Below are 13,572 nucleotides of genomic sequence, written 5' to 3' on the forward strand. Positions count from 1 at the left end.
ATTCGCTGATATCGATCACGGCTCACGCTCCGGCGACGTTGGCGAGGACGACGGCGACGATCGCCAGGACGACGGAGCCGGCGAGCAGGGCGCTGAGGTAGCTCTGCACGTTGCCGGTCTGGGCGCGGCGGACGAGCCGGCCGAGGCCCTTGGCGCTGCCGGCCGCACCGCTCACATAGGTGTCGACGACCTCGCGGTCCAGGAAGCGGACCAGGGAGGCGGCGGCGAGCACGGGGCGGACGAAGGCGGCCCGGTAGACGGCGTCCAGGTGGAAGCCGTCGGCGGCCGGGCGGTGCAGCGGCCCGAGCAGGGCGCGGCCGGGGTCGGCCGGGTCCCGCGCGGGGTGCGGCAGGTCCAGGGCCTCCGCCTCGACCGCGCCGCCCTCGGCGTCGGGGTGGGCGACGGTGGTCCCGGCCGGGACGGCGCGCTTCGGGGCGAGCGCCCGCCACACGGAGTAGAGGACGGCCGCGCCGACGACGGCGAGGCCGGTGCCGAGGACGGCCGTGGTGACGGTCGGGGTCAGCGGGTGCCCGTCGAACCAGTCGTCGAGGTAGGCGGCGGTGAGTCCGAAACCGAGGGAGGGGATCGCGAGCACCCACAGGACGGTGGTCATGGCGAGCGGCTGGCGTCCGTGGTCCGGGGCCTCGGTGCCACGGCCGCGGAAGGCGAGCAGCCACAGGCGCATCGCGTACGCGGCGGTGAGCAGCGCCGTGAGCAGGCCGGCGACGAAGACGATCCAGCCGGCCCCGGCGGGGGCGACGGTCATCTCCCCGGTGGCGGTGTGCTCGGCGGCGACGAGGACGGCTTCCTTGGAGAAGAAGCCGGCGAAGGGCGGGATCGCGGCGAGCGCGAGCAGGCCGACGGTCATCGTCCAGTAGGCGTCCGGGATGCGCTTGGTCAGGCCGCTCATCCGGGACATGGCCGAGAGCGAGTTGGTGCCGGCGGCGTGGATGACCGCGCCCGCGGCGAGGAACAGCAGCGCCTTGAAGGCGCCGTGCGACAGGAGGTGGAAGACGGCGGCCCCGCGGTCGCCGACGGCGAGGGCGCCCGACATGTAGCCGAGCTGGCCGATCGTCGAGTAGGCGAGGACCCGCTTGATGTCGTCCTGGGCGAGCGCGGCGAGCGCCGAGCCGACCATGGTGACCGCGGCCATCACGGCGAGCACGACGAGCGCGGCGGCCGACGCGGCGAAGACGGGCAGCAGCCGGGCCACGAAGTAGATGCCGGCGGCGACCATCGTCGCCGCGTGGATCAGCGCGGAGACGGGGGTGGGGCCGGCCATCGCGTCGGGCAGCCAGGTGTGCAGCGGGAACTGGGCGGACTTGCCGGCCACGCCCGCGAGGAGCAGCAGCGCGATCAGGGTGGGGTGGTCGAGGCCGCCGCTCGCGACGGCGCCGAGGACGCCCGTGATGCGGAAGGTGCCCGCGTCGGTGGCCAGGGCGAAGAGACCGATCAGGAAGGGGACGTCGCCCAGCTTGGTGACGAGGAAGGCCTTCAGGGAGGCCGAGCGGGCCTCGGGGGTCTCCCAGTAGTGCCCGACCAGGAAGTACGAGCAGATGCCCATGATCTCCCAGCCGACCAGGAGCACCATCAGGTCGCCGGAGTAGACGACGAGCAGCATCGCGGAGGTGAAGAGGGAGACGAGCGCCGCGTACGAGGGGTAGCGCGGGTCGTGGCGGAGGTAGCCGGTCGAGTAGATCTGCACGCAGGTGGCGACGGTGCCGACCAGGACGGCGACGAGGGCGGCGAAGCCGTCGATGTGCAGGGCCAGGTCGATCGGGACCGAGCCGGTGGGCGTCAGCTGGGTGGCGGCGTCGATCGCCTTCCCGCCGCCCTGCCGGGCGGCGACGGCGACCGCGAGGCCGGCCGCGGCGAGCGTCGGCAGCACGGCGAGCGGGCGGACGAAGCCGGGGGCGGTGCGGCCCAGGAACAGGCCGGCGACGGCGCCGAGGAAGGGGAGCAGGGGGACGAGGACGGCGAGGGTCGTGGTGGTCACGCGATGGCCTCGGCCTTCTCGTCCTCGGACGGCGTTTCCTTGGTGTCGCGGAGCCGGTCGACGTCCGAGGTGCCGCGGTTGCGGTAGACCATCAGGACGATCGCGAGACCGATGCCGATCTCCGCGGCGGCGATGGCGATGGTGAAGAGGGTGAGGGCCTGGCCCGCGTGCAGGGTGTCCCGGAGCCAGACGTCGAAGGCGACCAGGTTGAGGTTGACGGCGTTGAGCATCAGCTCGACGGACATCAGGACCAGGATCGCGTTGCGGCGGGCGAGCACGCCGTACACGCCGATGGAGAAGAGGAGGGCGGCCAGGACCGCCGGATAGACGAGGTGCATCAGTCCCGTTCCCCCTCGTTCTCGCGGGTGCGCTTCGACAGGACGATCGCTCCGACCAGGGCCGCGAGCAGCAGCACCGACAGCGCCTCGAAGGGCAGCACCCAGTGCCGGAAGAGGATCTCGCCGGTCACCGCGGTGGAACCCTGAACGGTCCCGCCTGGCCCGCCCAGCTCGATCCAGGTGGTGCGGAAGGCGTCCACGACCACCCAGACCAGGGCCGCCGCGGCGACGACCGCGACGGCCAGCGCGACCAGCCGGTTGCCCGAGTCGGAATCCGGGGAACGGCCGATGGGGGCCTTGGTGAGCATGAGCCCGAAGAGGAGGAGGACGACGACCGAGCCGACGTAGATCAGCACCTGGACCCAGGCGATGAACTCGGCGGTCAGCAGCAGGTACTCGACGGCGACGCCGCCGAGCGCCACGACCAGCCACAGGGCGGCGTGCACGAGCTGCTTGGTGGTGACCGTGACGAGGGCCGCGCCGACGGTGGCGAGGCCGACGAGGACGAAGGCGATCTCGACGCCGGTGGGCGACAGGAAGCCGTGGCTGTTCTGGGCGGCGAGGATCACTGCTGCTCCCCCTCGGCCGCTTCGGCGGCTTCGGCCGCGGCCTGGGCCGCCGCCTTCTCCGCCGCCTTGCGGGCCGCGGCGATCTCCTTCGGCTCCTCCGCGCGCGGGTCCAGCGCGGGCGGCTCCGGGACGGTCCACATCCACTCGCGCAGCCTGTCGCGCTCGTGGGTCAGCTCGTGGATGTCGGTCTCCGCGTACTCGAACTCGGGCGACCAGAACAGCGCGTCGAACGGGCACACCTCGATGCAGATACCGCAGTACATGCAGAGGGCGAAGTCGATCGCGAAGCGGTCCAGGACGTTGCGGCTGCGCTCGCGGCCCCCGGGGGCGGCCGCCGGGACGGTCTCCTTGTGGGAGTCGATGTAGATGCACCAGTCGGGGCACTCACGGGCGCACAGCATGCAGACCGTGCAGTTCTCCTCGAACAGCCCGATCACCCCGCGCGTGCGGGGCGGCAGCTCGGGCTGGGCGTCCGGGTACTGCGCGGTGACACTCTTGCGGGTCATCGTGCGGAGGGTGACGGCGAGGCCCTTGGCGAGGCCGGAGCCGGGGATCGGAGCCATGGTTACTGGATCGCCACCTTCACGATGCCGGTCAGCGCGATCTGCGCGAGGGCGAGCGGTACGAGGGTCGTCCAGGCCAGCTTCTGGAGCTGGTCCTCGCGGAGCCGGGGGTACGACACGCGCAGCCAGATCACGACGAAGGCCAGGACGGCGGTCTTGAGCAGGGTCCACAGCCAGCCGAGGCCGTCGGCACCGAACGGGCCGTGCCAGCCGCCGAGGAAGAGGACGGTGGTCAGACCGCACAGGACGACGATGCCCGCGTACTCGGCGAGCAGGAACAGCGCGAAGCGGAGACCGGTGTACTCCGTGTACGCGCCGAAGATGATCTCCGAGTCGGCGATGGGCATGTCGAACGGCGGGCGCTGGAGCTCCGCGAGGCCCGCGGTGAAGAAGACGAGCGCGCCGACGATCTGCCAGGGCACCCACCACCACGCGAAGGCGTTCAGGATGCCGGGCAGGGAGACCGTGCCGGCCGCCATCGCGACGGACGCGGCGGCGAGCAGCATCGGCAGCTCGTACGCGAGCAGCTGGGCGGCGGTACGGAGACCGCCGAGCAGCGAGAACTTGTTCGCCGAGGCCCAGCCCGCCATCAGGCTGCCGAGCACGCCGACGCCCATCACCGCGAGCACGAAGAAGATGCCCGCGTCGACGACCTGCCCGACCGCGCCCTCGCTCGGCCCGATGGGGATCGCGACGATTACGAGCAGATACGGGAGGAGCGCGACGGCCGGCGCGAGCTGGAAGATCCGCCGGTCGGCGGCGGCCGGCACGACGTCCTCCTTCTGCGCGAACTTCACCCCGTCCGCGACGAGCTGCGCCCAGCCGTGGAACCCGCCCGCGTACATGGGGCCGAGCCGGCCCTGCATGTGCGCCATGACCTTGTGCTCGGTCTGCCCGACGACGAGCGGCAGCACGAGGAAGACGCCGAAGACGATGAGCAGCCGGAGGGCGACGTCGAGTACGTCGTTCACGCGGGATCGCCTCCGGCGGGGGTGTCGGTGGGGTCGGGCTTGGGCTCCTCCGGAGCCTCGTCCTTGTCGGCCCCGGCCTTCTCGTCGAACGCCGGGCGGGCGTGGTGCCACGGGGCGTCCGCGCTACGGGTGCGGGGCGCGGGCTTCTCCTGCGCCTCGGGGGCCGGAGCAGCGGGCGCTTCAGGCGCCGGAGTTTCGGGCGCCTCGGGGGCCGGAGCAGCGGGCGCCTCAGGCGCCGGGGTCGCAGGCGTCTCGGCCGGCTCCGGGGTCTCCGCGCGCTGGCTCGCCGAGCCCGCGCTCGCGCTGCGGGAACGGCGGACCGGAGCGGACGGGTCCGCCGTCTGGCTCGCCGAGCCCTCCGACACCGAACGGGACCGCCGTACCGGAGCCGACGGATCCGCCTGGCTCGCCGAGCCCTCCGACACCGAACGGGACCGCCGTACCGGGGCCGACGGGTCCGGTTGGATCGCCGAGCCCTCGGCGGCCGTGCGGGTGCGGCGGGCCGGGCGGTCGCCGGTGGTCGCGCGGGCCGGGCGGGACGGGGCCGGGGGGAGCTGGCCCTTCAGGGGTCCCCACTCGTTGGGGTCGGGGACGCCCGGCGGGAGCATCTGGCGCCGCTTGGGCGCGTGGGGGTCGTGCGACTCGCCCGGTTCCTTGGCGCCGGGCCAGGCCTTGACCACGCGGGCGGCGAGGACGAAGTCCTTGCGGAGGGGGTGGCCCTCGAAGTTCTCCGGGAGGAGCAGGTGGACGAGGTGCGGGTGGTCCGTGAAGGTCACGCCGAACATCTCGTACGTCTCGCGCTCGTGCCAGCCCGCCCCCGCGTACACCGGGACGGCGGACGGCAGGGTGGGCGCCGCGCGCGGGACCGTCGTACGGAGGAGGAGGCGGCGGACGTGGCCGGTGCCCAGCGAGGCGACGTGCGCGCAGACGCGGAAGCCCGTGCCGGGCTCGTCGACGGCGCTGAGCCAGTCGAAGTAGGTGCAGCCCAGCTTGTCGCGGGCGATCTCCAGCGCGGCGATCCAGGAGGCCGTCGGGACGTCGACGGTCAGCAGGTCGTAGGCCCGCTCCGCCGTCGCCTCCTCGCCGAAGAGCTCGGTGACGGCGTCCGGGAGGGTGTCGTAGGCGTTCAGGTTCGGCGTCATGCCGTCGCTCCCGGCTTCGGGGGCCGCACGAGGTCGCTGGTGAGCTGCGCGACCGAGGGCGCGCCCGCGCCGTAGCGCTCGCCGAGGCTCTCGCGCGCGATCTTCTCCTGCAGCTTGAGGATGCCCTGGAGGAGGGCTTCCGGGCGCGGCGGGCAGCCCGGCACGTACACGTCGACGGGGATGATCTGGTCGACGCCCTTGGTGACCGAGTACGAGTCCCAGTACGGCCCGCCGCAGTTCGAGCAGGCGCCGAAGGAGATGACGTACTTGGGTTCCGGCATCTGCTCGTACAGGCGCTTCACGGCGGGCGCCATCTTGTCCGTGACCGTGCCGGAGACGATCATCAGGTCGGCCTGGCGCGGGCCCGGCGCGAAGGGGATCACGCCGAGCCGGATGAAGTCGTGGCGGGCCATCGACGCGGCGATGAACTCGATCGCGCAGCAGGCGAGGCCGAAGTTGAAGACCCACAGGCTGTAGCGGCGGCCCCAGTTCAGGACCACCTTCATCGGCTCGGGGGCCAGGCGGGCGAGCGGGCCCAGCTTGGGGGCCGGCAGGGGTGTTACGTCCATGCCAGGACGCCCTTCTTGTACGCGTAGAGCAGTCCCACGGCCAGGAAGCCGAGGAAGATGAACATCTCGACCAGCGTCGTCGCTCCGTAGCCGGGCGCGGCGAAGACCGTGGCCCAGGGGAAGAGGAAGATCGAGTCGACCGCGAAGATGACGTAGAGGAAGGCGTAGACGTAGTAGCGGACCTGGGTGTGGGCCCAGCCCTCGCCCACCGGGTCGACGCCGCACTCGTACGTCAGCAGCTTCTCGGGGGTCGGCACGACGGGCCGCAGCAGCCGGCCCGCGCCGAAGGCGACGGCGACGAAGAGCACGCCGACGACGGCCAGCAGGCCGACGACGGAGTACGTCTGAAAGTAGTCCGCCGCGACAACAACGGTCGGTTCCCGCACGTCCGCCCCTCGGTCTCGTTGTCTCATCCGCTTTGTTTACGCACGCGAGTCTAGGCCCTGCTAAAGGGACCGTAAGCAGTCCGGGGCGGGGTCCCCGGCCGCTTCCCGCCCGCTTCCCGCCCGCCTCCCGCCCGCCTCCCGCCCGCTTCCCGGCCGCTTCCCGGCCCCTTCCCGGGCGGGGCCGCGGGGCCGGATCGGGGGTGGCATGGCGGGCAGGGACCCGGGTGGGGTTATCCCCCCTCCCCTTCACCGACCTCCCCCATGGCGTGTCCGGGTCCCCAACCGGCAGCCTTGTCCTCATGAATGACCACACGGCCACCGACACCGACGCCGGCGCCCCTCCGCCGCCCGCGCGTCTCGCGTACAACCGGTACACCTGGAAGGAGGTCGCGCACCTCCTCGCCGATCTGCCCTGCGCGCTGGCCGGTTTCGTGTACTCCGTCGTGACGGTCTCGATCGGTGTGGGGCTCGCCGTGACCGTGATCGGTCTGCCGCTGCTCGCGCTCGGTCTCGCCGGGGCGCGCGGCATGGCGCGGGCGGAGCGGGCGCGGGCCCGCGCGCTGCTGGGCGTACGGGTCGACGAGCCGAGCCCGCTGCCCCGGCGGCACGGCTTCCTCCCGTGGCTGTGGGCGCAGCTGAAGGACCCGGTGGCGTGGCGGAGCCAGCTGTACGGCTTCGTCCGGCTGCCGTGGGGGATCGTGACGTTCACGGTGACGCTGGTGTCGCTGTTCGTGCTGTGGCCGGTGCTGCCGTTCCTGTCGCGCGGGATGAGCAACGTCGACCGGGCCATGGTCCGCGGGCTTCTCTCGCCCTCGGACGAGCTGGAGCGGCGGATCGCCGAGCTGGAGTCGGACCGGGGGGTCGTGGTCGACACCGCGGCCGCCGATCTGCGCCGGATCGAGCGCGATCTGCACGACGGCGCGCAGGCGCGGCTGGTGGCGCTCGCGATGGGGCTCGGGCTCGCGAAGGAGAAGCTGCTCGACGACCCGGACGCGGCGGCGGCGATGGTCGGCGAGGCGCACGGCGAGGTGAAGCTGGCGCTCCAGGAACTGCGCGACCTGGCCCGGGGCATCCACCCGGCCGTCCTCACCGACCGCGGCCTCGACGCGGCCCTCTCCGCGATCGCCGCGCGCTGCACGGTCCCCGTCAAGGTGGGGGTCGATCTGCCGGGCCGGCCCGCGGAGGCCATCGAGGGCATCGCGTACTTCACCGTCTCCGAACTCCTCCAGAACGTCTCCAAGCACTCCCGGGCCCGTGCGGCCTCGGTGGAGGTGTGGCGGTCCGAGGACCGCCTGATGATCCAGGTCCGCGACGACGGCGTGGGCGGGGCGCGCCTCGACGGCGGCGGTACGGGCATGGCGGGGCTCGCGGAACGGCTCGGCGCCGTCGACGGCCTCTTCGTCGTGGACTCGCCGGAGGGCGGCCCGACGGTGGTGACGGCGGAGCTTCCGTGGCGCGACCGGACGCCGGCGGGCGGTCGGTAGCGGACCAGGTGCCCGGCCGCCGGCCGCCCGGTAGGGAAAACCCCCCTCTCCAGACGCCGACCCTCCTCATGGTCCCGACCCCTCCCCTCCCGGGAGGCTGGAAGCGACCACCCGACCGCGTGAGAAACGGATCCTTCCGATGGCCTCCCCCCGTCTGCCCGCCGCCGTCCGCGCGCCGTTCGAAGGGCGTACCTGGCGCGAGCTCGGCTACGTCCTGCTCGGCTTTCCGCTGAGCGTCGTCTACTTCTGCTTCGCCGTGGCCTTCTTCTCCGCCGGGGCCGGGCTGCTCATCACCTTCCTGGGCATCCCGGTGCTGGCCGGCACGCTCGCGATGTGCCGGGGCTTCGGCGCGGTGGAGCGGGCGCGGGCGCGGGGGCTGCTGCGGCTGGACGTGGGGACGCCGGAGCCGGTGCGGGGCCGGACCGGCGGGGCGCTGTCGTGGATGGGGGCGATGCTGAAGAGCGGGGCGTCCTGGCGGCACCTGCTGTACGCGCTGCTGCACCTGCCGTGGGCCGTCTTCTCCTTCTCCGTGGCGCTCGCGCTGTGGACCTGGGGCTGGAGCCTGTTCACGTATCCGCTGTGGCAGTGGGTCCTCCCGATGTACGCGGGTCAGGCCGGGCTCCAGCTGTACGGCGACGACACGCACGCCTTCTACCTGGACTCGGGTTTCGAGATCGCCTTCACCAGCCTGGTGGGCCTGCTGTTCGTGCTGCTCGGGCCGTGGGTCCTGCGGGGTCTGGTGGCGGTGGACCGGCTGATGCTGTCGGGGCTGCTCGGGCCGTCCCGGCTGGCCTCGCGGGTGTCGGAGCTGGAGTCGGACCGGGGCGTGATGGTGGACACGGCCGCCGCCGATCTGCGCCGCATCGAGCGGGACCTGCACGACGGGGCGCAGGCCCGGCTGGTGTCCCTGGCGATGGACCTGGGCCTGGCGAAGGAGAAGCTGGCGCACGATCCGCTGGCCGCGGCGGCGATGGTCGACGAGGCGCACGGCGAGGTGAAGCTGGCGCTCCAGGAGCTGCGCGACCTGGCCCGGGGCATCCACCCGGCCGTCCTCACCGACCGCGGCCTCGACGCGGCCCTCTCCGCGATCGCCGCCCGCTGCGCCGTCCCGGTGACGGTGGAGGTGGACCTGCCGGCCCGCCCGGCCGCGGCGATCGAGGGCATCGCGTACTTCACGGTCTCCGAACTCCTCCAGAACGTCTCCAAGCACGCGCGGGCCCGGCAGGCCTGGGTGGACGTGTGGCGGACGGAGGACCGGCTGATGCTCCAGGTCCGCGACGACGGCGTGGGCGGGGCGGTGCCGGCGGAGGGCCGGGGTCTGGCGGGGCTCGCGGAGCGGCTGGACGCGGTCGACGGCGTCCTGGCGGTGGACTCCCCGGCCGGCGGCCCGACGACGGTGACGGCGGAGCTGCCCTGGCGGGCGTGAGTGCCGGGGACGCCGGCGGGGGCCGCCCGCCGGGGGCCCGCCCTCCCGCAGTGGGGCCCCAGTCCCCCTCCCCACCCCCGAGTTGAACCCCCGCGCCCCCTTCCGCGTCTCTTCTCCTGCGATGCTTGCGATGCTGAGGAGCTCTCAGCATCAGGCAGAAAGGCAGGGCCGTGACGGACAAGGGCACGGAGGCAGTACGGGTGGTCATCGCCGAGGATTCGGTGCTGCTCCGTGAGGGTCTGACCCGTCTCCTCACCGACCTGGGGCACGAGGTCGTGGCCGGGGTGGGTGACGGTGAGGCGCTGGTGAAGACGGTGTCCGATCTGGCGGCCGAGGGGGCGCTGCCGGATGTGGTGGTGGCGGACGTGCGGATGCCGCCGACGCACACGGACGAGGGCGTGCGGGCGGCGGTGCGGCTGCGGAAGGAGCATCCGGGGATCGGGGTGCTGGTGCTGTCGCAGTACGTGGAGGAGCAGTACGCCACGGAGCTGCTGGCCGGCTCCAGCGTGGGGGTCGGCTATCTGCTGAAGGACCGGGTCGCGGAGGTCCGGGAGTTCGTGGACGCGGTGGTGCGGGTGGCCCGGGGCGGCACGGCGCTGGATCCCGAGGTGGTGGCGCAGCTGCTGGGCCGGAGCCGTAAGCAGGACGTGCTGGCGGCGCTGACGCCGCGGGAGCGTGAGGTGCTGGGGCTGATGGCGGAGGGGCGTACGAATTCGGCCATTGCCCGGCAGCTGGTGGTGAGCGACGGCGCGGTGGAGAAGCACATCAGCAACATCTTCATGAAGCTGGGGCTGTCGCCGAGTGACGGGGATCACCGGCGGGTACTGGCGGTGCTGACCTATCTCAATTCCTGATTGCCTGACACCCTGTCAGATACCGGGAACGCCTCCGCGTGACCGACAATGGACGGAGTGTGACGTTCGGTGGACCCGCGGGTTCACAGAGCGCGACAATTGATAGGAAAAGGACGCCCCGGGCGTCTCAAAACAGCGTCCACCATGCGAGAAGTGCCGGGAGGGTCTCCCCCTCGGACGTAGGGTGGGCCACGGGACGACCGGTCGGCCGGGCGTCCTACGAGCCTTCTCCGCCCCTGCGGAGTAGAGAACCCCTGCCGCGAGGGAGGTCCAGTTCAGTGACCAGCCAGGTCAGTAGCGAGGCCGGTGAGGCCCTGGTCGGGGAGCAGCGCAGCGCCCCGGCGACGGTCGACCACGGTTCCGCGAAGGAAGTCCGCCGGCTCGACCGGGTGATCATTCGCTTCGCGGGTGACTCGGGTGACGGCATGCAGCTCACGGGTGACCGGTTCACCTCGGAGACGGCGTCGTTCGGGAACGACCTCTCCACGCTGCCGAACTTCCCCGCCGAGATCCGGGCCCCCGCCGGCACCCTGCCGGGCGTCTCCTCGTTCCAGTTGCACTTCGCCGACCACGACATCCTGACCCCGGGCGACGCTCCGAACGTCCTGGTCGCGATGAACCCGGCCGCGCTGAAGGCCAACATCGGGGACGTGCCGCGCGGCGGCGAGATCATCGTCAACACGGACGAGTTCGCCAAGCGCGCGATGGCCAAGGTGGGCTACGCGACCTCCCCGCTGGAGGACGGCTCGCTCGACGCCTACCGGGTCCACCCGGTGCCGCTGACCACCCTGACGGTGGAGGCGCTGAAGGAGTTCGGCCTGTCCCGGAAGGAGGCCGAGCGCTCCAAGAACATGTTCGCGCTCGGGCTGCTCTCCTGGATGTACCACCGGCCCACCGAGGGCACCGAGAAGTTCCTGCGCCAGAAGTTCGCGAAGAAGCCGCAGATCGCCGAGGCGAACGTGGCCGCGTTCCGGGCCGGCTGGAACTTCGGCGAGACCACCGAGGACTTCGCCGTCTCCTACGAGGTCGCCCCGGCGACCCGCGCCTTCCCCACCGGCACGTACCGCAACATCTCCGGGAACCTGGCCCTCTCGTACGGCCTGATCGCCGCCTCCCGCCAGGCGGACCTGCCGCTCTACCTCGGCTCGTACCCGATCACCCCGGCCTCGGACATCCTCCACGAGCTGTCCCGGCACAAGAACTTCGGCGTGCGCACCTTCCAGGCCGAGGACGAGATCGCCGGCATCGGCGCCGCGCTCGGCGCCGCCTTCGGCGGCTCGCTGGCCGTGACCACGACCTCCGGGCCCGGCGTGGCGCTCAAGTCCGAGACCATCGGCCTGGCCGTCTCCCTCGAACTGCCGCTGCTCGTCGTCGACATCCAGCGCGGCGGCCCGTCCACCGGTCTGCCCACCAAGACCGAGCAGGCCGACCTCCTCCAGGCCATGTACGGGCGCAACGGCGAGGCCCCGGTGCCGATCGTCGCCCCGAAGACCCCCGCCGACTGCTTCGACGCGGCGGTCGACGCGGCCCGGATCGCCCTCGCGTACCGCACCCCGGTCTTCCTGCTCTCCGACGGCTACCTGGCCAACGGCTCCGAGCCCTGGCGCATCCCGGACGTCGCCGAACTCCCCGACCTGACCACGCCCTTCGCCACCGGCCCGAACCACACCCTGGCGGACGGCACCGAGGTCTTCTGGCCGTACAAGCGCGACCCGGAGACCCTCGCCCGGCCCTGGGCCGTGCCCGGCACCCCCGGTCTCGAACACCGCATCGGCGGCATCGAGAAGCAGGACGGCACCGGCAACATCAGCTACGACCCCGCCAACCACGAGTTCATGGTGCGCACCCGGCAGGCCAAGATCGACGGCATCGAGGTGCCGGACGTCGAGGTCGACGACCCGGACGGCGCGAGCACCCTGGTCCTCGGCTGGGGCTCCACGTACGGTCCGATCACCGCGGCCGTGCGGCGGCTCCGGGTGGCCGGCCGGCCCATCGCGCAGGCCCATCTGCGCCACCTCAACCCCTTCCCGAAGAACCTCGGCGAGGTGCTGAAGCGCTACGAGAAGGTCGTGGTGCCCGAGATGAACCTGGGGCAGCTCGCCACCCTCGTCCGGGCCCGTTATCTCGTGGACGCCCGCAGCCACACCCAGGTCAACGGCATGCCGTTCAAGGCCGAGCAGCTCGCCGCCGCTCTCAAGGAGGTCATCGATGAGTGAGTCGCTGCTGCACCTGGTGCCCAAGGCCGAGGCCGCCCAGTCGATGAAGGACTTCAAGTCCGACCAGGAGGTCCGCTGGTGCCCCGGCTGCGGCGACTACGCCGTGCTCGCCGCCGTCCAGGGCTTCATGCCGGAGCTGGGTCTCGCGCGCGAGAACATCGTCTTCGTCTCCGGCATCGGCTGCTCGTCCCGCTTCCCGTACTACATGAACACGTACGGGATGCACTCGATCCACGGCCGCGCCCCGGCCATCGCGACCGGCCTCGCGACCTCGCGCCGCGACCTGTCGGTGTGGGTCGTCACGGGTGACGGCGACGCGCTGTCCATCGGCGGCAACCACCTGATCCACGCGCTGCGCCGCAACGTCAACCTGAAGATCCTGCTCTTCAACAACCGGATCTACGGTCTGACGAAGGGCCAGTACAGCCCCACCTCGGAGCTCGGCAAGATCACCAAGTCGACGCCGATGGGCTCCCTGGACGCGCCCTTCAACCCGGTGTCGCTGGCGATCGGCGCCGAGGCCAGCTTCGTGGCGCGCACGGTGGACTCCGACCGCAAGCACCTCACCGAGGTGCTGCGGCAGGCCGCCGACCACAACGGCACGGCCCTGGTGGAGATCTACCAGAACTGCAACATCTTCAACGACGGCGCCTTCGAGGTCCTGAAGGACAACGAGCAGGCCAAGGAGGCGGTGATCCGCCTGGAGCACGGGCAGCCGATCCGCTTCGGCGCCGCGCTCGACAAGGGCGTCGTCCGCGACCCGGCCACCGGCGACCTCAAGGTCGTCACCGTGACCCCGGAGAACGAGGCGGGCATCCTCGTCCACGACGCCCACTCCGCCTCCCCCACGACCGCCTTCGCCCTCTCCCGCCTCGCCGACCCCGACACCCTGCACCAGACCCCCATCGGGGTGTTCCGGTCCGTGGAGCGGCCGGTGTACGACACGCTGATGGCGGACCAGCTGGAGAAGGCCGTGGAGCAGCAGGGCAAGGGCGACCTGGGCCAGCTGTTGGCGGGCAACGACACGTGGACGGTGGTGGGCTGACGGGGGCGCGCGC

At 72.3% G+C, this 13,572-nt stretch carries 13 protein-coding genes; 5 read left to right on the forward strand and 8 right to left on the reverse strand.

Annotation, left to right across the window (positions count from 1 at the left end; translation table 11 throughout):
- Positions 1-22 precede the first annotated feature (22 nt).
- The 8 genes from ACZ3ZE_RS17105 to ACZ3ZE_RS17140 are packed head-to-tail and all read right to left on the reverse strand — an operon-like array spanning position 23 to position 6,561.
- The gene (locus ACZ3ZE_RS17105) at positions 23-1,996 is read right to left on the reverse strand and encodes an NADH-quinone oxidoreductase subunit 5 family protein (RefSeq protein ID WP_361165854.1); all 1,974 of its coding nucleotides are present in this window, start codon (positions 1,994-1,996) and stop codon (positions 23-25) included.
- Positions 1,993-2,334, reverse strand: a complete 342-nt coding sequence (gene nuoK, locus ACZ3ZE_RS17110) for an NADH-quinone oxidoreductase subunit NuoK (RefSeq protein ID WP_361165851.1) — start codon at positions 2,332-2,334, stop codon at positions 1,993-1,995. Before nuoK ends, ACZ3ZE_RS17105 begins: the two co-directional genes overlap by 4 nt.
- Positions 2,334-2,903, reverse strand: coding sequence for an NADH-quinone oxidoreductase subunit J family protein (locus ACZ3ZE_RS17115; protein ID WP_361165848.1), 570 nt, complete (start codon positions 2,901-2,903; stop codon positions 2,334-2,336). The genes nuoK and ACZ3ZE_RS17115 overlap by 1 nt, the downstream gene beginning before the upstream one ends.
- Complete coding sequence (locus ACZ3ZE_RS17120; RefSeq protein ID WP_363291398.1) at positions 2,900-3,466, reverse strand: NuoI/complex I 23 kDa subunit family protein; 567 nt, start codon at positions 3,464-3,466, stop codon at positions 2,900-2,902. Before ACZ3ZE_RS17120 ends, ACZ3ZE_RS17115 begins: the two co-directional genes overlap by 4 nt.
- 2 nt (positions 3,467-3,468) lie before the next feature.
- Positions 3,469-4,437, reverse strand: a complete 969-nt coding sequence (locus ACZ3ZE_RS17125; protein ID WP_361165842.1) for a complex I subunit 1/NuoH family protein — start codon at positions 4,435-4,437, stop codon at positions 3,469-3,471.
- The gene (locus ACZ3ZE_RS17130; RefSeq protein ID WP_467259561.1) at positions 4,434-5,579 is read right to left on the reverse strand and encodes an NADH-quinone oxidoreductase subunit C; all 1,146 of its coding nucleotides are present in this window, start codon (positions 5,577-5,579) and stop codon (positions 4,434-4,436) included. The genes ACZ3ZE_RS17125 and ACZ3ZE_RS17130 overlap by 4 nt, the downstream gene beginning before the upstream one ends.
- Positions 5,576-6,148, reverse strand: coding sequence for an NADH-quinone oxidoreductase subunit B (locus tag ACZ3ZE_RS17135; RefSeq protein WP_361165836.1), 573 nt, complete (start codon positions 6,146-6,148; stop codon positions 5,576-5,578). The genes ACZ3ZE_RS17130 and ACZ3ZE_RS17135 overlap by 4 nt, the downstream gene beginning before the upstream one ends.
- Positions 6,139-6,561, reverse strand: a complete 423-nt coding sequence (locus ACZ3ZE_RS17140) for an NADH-quinone oxidoreductase subunit A (RefSeq protein ID WP_329423143.1) — start codon at positions 6,559-6,561, stop codon at positions 6,139-6,141. Before ACZ3ZE_RS17140 ends, ACZ3ZE_RS17135 begins: the two co-directional genes overlap by 10 nt.
- A 272-nt stretch (positions 6,562-6,833) precedes the next feature.
- On the opposite strand from ACZ3ZE_RS17140, the gene ACZ3ZE_RS17145 reads away from it, so the two are divergent.
- The 5 genes from ACZ3ZE_RS17145 (at position 6,834) to ACZ3ZE_RS17165 (ending at position 13,559) form a co-directional block, all read left to right on the forward strand.
- Positions 6,834-8,018 (forward strand): sensor histidine kinase, encoded by a 1,185-nt coding sequence (locus tag ACZ3ZE_RS17145; RefSeq protein ID WP_361165833.1) that lies wholly within the window; start codon positions 6,834-6,836, stop codon positions 8,016-8,018.
- A gap of 139 nt (positions 8,019-8,157) precedes the next feature.
- Positions 8,158-9,444, forward strand: coding sequence for a sensor histidine kinase (locus tag ACZ3ZE_RS17150; protein ID WP_361621353.1), 1,287 nt, complete (start codon positions 8,158-8,160; stop codon positions 9,442-9,444).
- Positions 9,445-9,644: 200 nt separating this feature from the next.
- Positions 9,645-10,298, forward strand: coding sequence for a response regulator transcription factor (locus ACZ3ZE_RS17155; protein ID WP_046908881.1), 654 nt, complete (start codon positions 9,645-9,647; stop codon positions 10,296-10,298).
- Between the two features lie 278 nt (positions 10,299-10,576).
- Positions 10,577-12,514 carry a 2-oxoacid:acceptor oxidoreductase subunit alpha gene (locus ACZ3ZE_RS17160; protein WP_361621350.1) on the forward strand — a complete coding sequence of 646 codons (1,938 nt, stop codon included), beginning with the start codon at positions 10,577-10,579 and terminating at the stop codon, positions 12,512-12,514.
- Positions 12,507-13,559, forward strand: a complete 1,053-nt coding sequence (locus ACZ3ZE_RS17165; RefSeq protein ID WP_361621347.1) for a 2-oxoacid:ferredoxin oxidoreductase subunit beta — start codon at positions 12,507-12,509, stop codon at positions 13,557-13,559. Before ACZ3ZE_RS17160 ends, ACZ3ZE_RS17165 begins: the two co-directional genes overlap by 8 nt.
- Positions 13,560-13,572 lie beyond the last annotated feature (13 nt).

It is taken from the genome of Streptomyces sp. NPDC023157 (genome assembly GCF_055560575.1).

Coding starts and splice junctions, on each gene's coding strand:
- nuoK (WP_361165851.1), bottom strand. CDS start 2,334: ATGCACCTCGTCTATCCGGCGGTCCTGGCCGCCCTCCTCTTCTCCATC.
- ACZ3ZE_RS17120 (WP_363291398.1), bottom strand. CDS start 3,466: ATGGCTCCGATCCCCGGCTCCGGCCTCGCCAAGGGCCTCGCCGTCACC.
- ACZ3ZE_RS17130 (WP_467259561.1), bottom strand. CDS start 5,579: ATGACGCCGAACCTGAACGCCTACGACACCCTCCCGGACGCCGTCACC.
- ACZ3ZE_RS17135 (WP_361165836.1), bottom strand. CDS start 6,148: ATGGACGTAACACCCCTGCCGGCCCCCAAGCTGGGCCCGCTCGCCCGC.
- ACZ3ZE_RS17140 (WP_329423143.1), bottom strand. CDS start 6,561: ATGAGACAACGAGACCGAGGGGCGGACGTGCGGGAACCGACCGTTGTT.
- ACZ3ZE_RS17145 (WP_361165833.1), top strand. CDS start 6,834: ATGAATGACCACACGGCCACCGACACCGACGCCGGCGCCCCTCCGCCG.
- ACZ3ZE_RS17150 (WP_361621353.1), top strand. CDS start 8,158: ATGGCCTCCCCCCGTCTGCCCGCCGCCGTCCGCGCGCCGTTCGAAGGG.
- ACZ3ZE_RS17165 (WP_361621347.1), top strand. CDS start 12,507: ATGAGTGAGTCGCTGCTGCACCTGGTGCCCAAGGCCGAGGCCGCCCAG.